The 2,177-nt window shown below is 58.6% G+C and carries 1 protein-coding gene; it reads left to right on the forward strand.

Features of this window, described 5'->3' with window-relative positions; genetic code table 11:
* Window positions 1-2,177, forward strand: a 2,177-nt coding sequence (locus K0T92_RS24405) for a non-ribosomal peptide synthetase (protein ID WP_219875236.1), incomplete at both ends; no start/stop codon positions are given.

A 2,177-nucleotide genomic window follows, 5' to 3' on the forward strand; every position in this document is an offset into this window, starting at 1 on the left:
GCCTTGTCGAGCATAAAGCAAGGGCTAATCAATAATATCGTCGTTTTTGAAAATTATCCTGTAACGAAGGAGATCGAGAATGCGGCGGCAGACGTATCCGCGTTGAGTATAATTGACGCCAATGTGGCCGAGCAGACGAATTATAGCTTCAATTTGACCGTTATTCCGGGAGATGAGATCGTATTTGAATGTTTTTATGACTCCTCAATAGACCAATATTGGATCGAAGCGATTGAAGCTCATTTGCTTCAATTAGTATCGACGGTCATTCATAATCCGAACGGAATCATTACGGATATACAGCTGCTTTCCGATGAGGAACAATTGCTTCTGGCGGCGTTCAACCGGACGGAAGCGCCGTATCCGAAGGAGAAGACGATTCACAGCCTGTTCGAGGAGCAAGTAAAGCGAGCGCCGGAGCGTACAGCGCTGGTGTACGGAGAAGAGCGTCTGAGCTACGCAGAGCTGAATGCCCGTTCGAATCGTCTTGCACGGAGACTGCGGGAGCAGGGAGTCGGACCGGATGAGCTGGTGGGCATCGCGGCGGAGCGATCGACGGAAATGATCGTGGCGATCTTGGGGGTGCTGAAGGCGGGAGGCGCGTATGTGCCGATCGACCCGAGCTACCCGGAGGAGCGCATCCGCTACACGCTGGAAGACGCAGAAGCGAAGCTGGTACTGACGCAGACGGATTTGGCGGAGAAGTTCGCAGGCATAACGGAATCGTTGCTGGTGCTGGAGCGCGGGCTGCTGGAGGAAGGAGACGGAAGTGATCTGCCGGAGGCGGCGGGAGCGGAGCATCTGGCGTACGTGATCTACACGTCGGGCTCGACGGGCCGTCCGAAAGGGGTGCTGATTGAGCACCGGTCGCTGGTGAACTTGAGCGAGTGGCATCGGCAGTTCTACCGTGTGACGGAAGCGGATGTAGCGGCGACATACGCCTCGTTCGCCTTCGACGCGTCGGTGTGGGAGCTGTTCCCGTATTTGATCGCGGGAGCGAGCGTGTGCATCGTGCCGGAAGAGATCCGTCTGGAAATGAAGGAACTGACCGAATTTTACCGGAAGCACGAGATTACGATCGCGTGGCTGCCGCCGCAAATGTACGAGCAGCTGCTGGAGGAGGAAGCGCCCTCGAAGCTGAGACTGCTGCTGACGGGAGCGGACAAGGTGAAAGGGTACAAGCCGGTACCGTACGAAGTATGGAACACGTACGGACCGACGGAGAGCACGGTTATCTGTACGGCGTACCGGATCGAAGGGGAGTCAGGGAACATTCCGATCGGGAAGCCGTTGTCCAATACGCGGCTGTATGTCATGGATGATCGGCTCAGGGAGCAGCCGATCGGGGTAGCCGGAGAGCTGTGCATCGCGGGAGCGGGCTTGGCGCGCGGCTACCTGAACCGCCCGGAGCTGACGGAAGAAAAGTTCGTGCAGCATCCGAACGGAGAGCGGCTGTACCGGACGGGAGATTTGGCGAGATGGCTGCCGGACGGCAACCTGGACTATTTGGGCCGGATCGACGAGCAGGTGAAAATCCGGGGTTACCGGATCGAGCTGGGCGAGATCGAGGCGGTTCTGCAGCGGCACGAGCAGGTGAAGGAAGCGGTAGTGATCGCGCGTCAGGATAAGGGAGCGGATTCCTATCTGTGCGCGTATGTGGTCGGTCACGGCAAGCTGGAAGCAGCGGAGCTTCGCCGATATGTGGGAAGCCAATTGCCAAGCTACATGGTGCCGGCGTTCTTTGTGGAATTGGCCGAGGTGCCGCTAACGCCGAACGGGAAGGTGGACCGGAGAGGACTGCCGGAGCCGGAGCGGAGCGCTATGGGAGGCGAAAGCTATGTAGCGCCGCGGACAGAACTGGAAGCGAAGCTGGCGGAAATCTGGCAAAGCGTGCTGGGCATCGCGCAAGTCGGGGCGAAGGATCACTTCTTCGAGCTGGGCGGTCATTCGCTGAAGGCGACGATGCTGGCGGCGCGGGTATACAAGGAGCTGAACGTGAACCTGCCGCTGCGTAGCATCTTCGAAGCGCCTCGGCTGGAGGAGCTGGCAGAGCGAATCGCGGAGCAAGAGGAAAGCAAATACGCATCGATCGAGCGGACGGAGGAGCGGTCGTATTACCCGGTATCGTCGGCGCAGCGGCGGATGTATATCCTGAATCAGCTGGAAGGCGCGCAGAC

This window comes from Paenibacillus oenotherae, from assembly GCF_019443105.1.
Taxonomy (GTDB): Bacteria; Bacillota; Bacilli; order Paenibacillales; family Paenibacillaceae; genus Paenibacillus_Z; species Paenibacillus_Z oenotherae.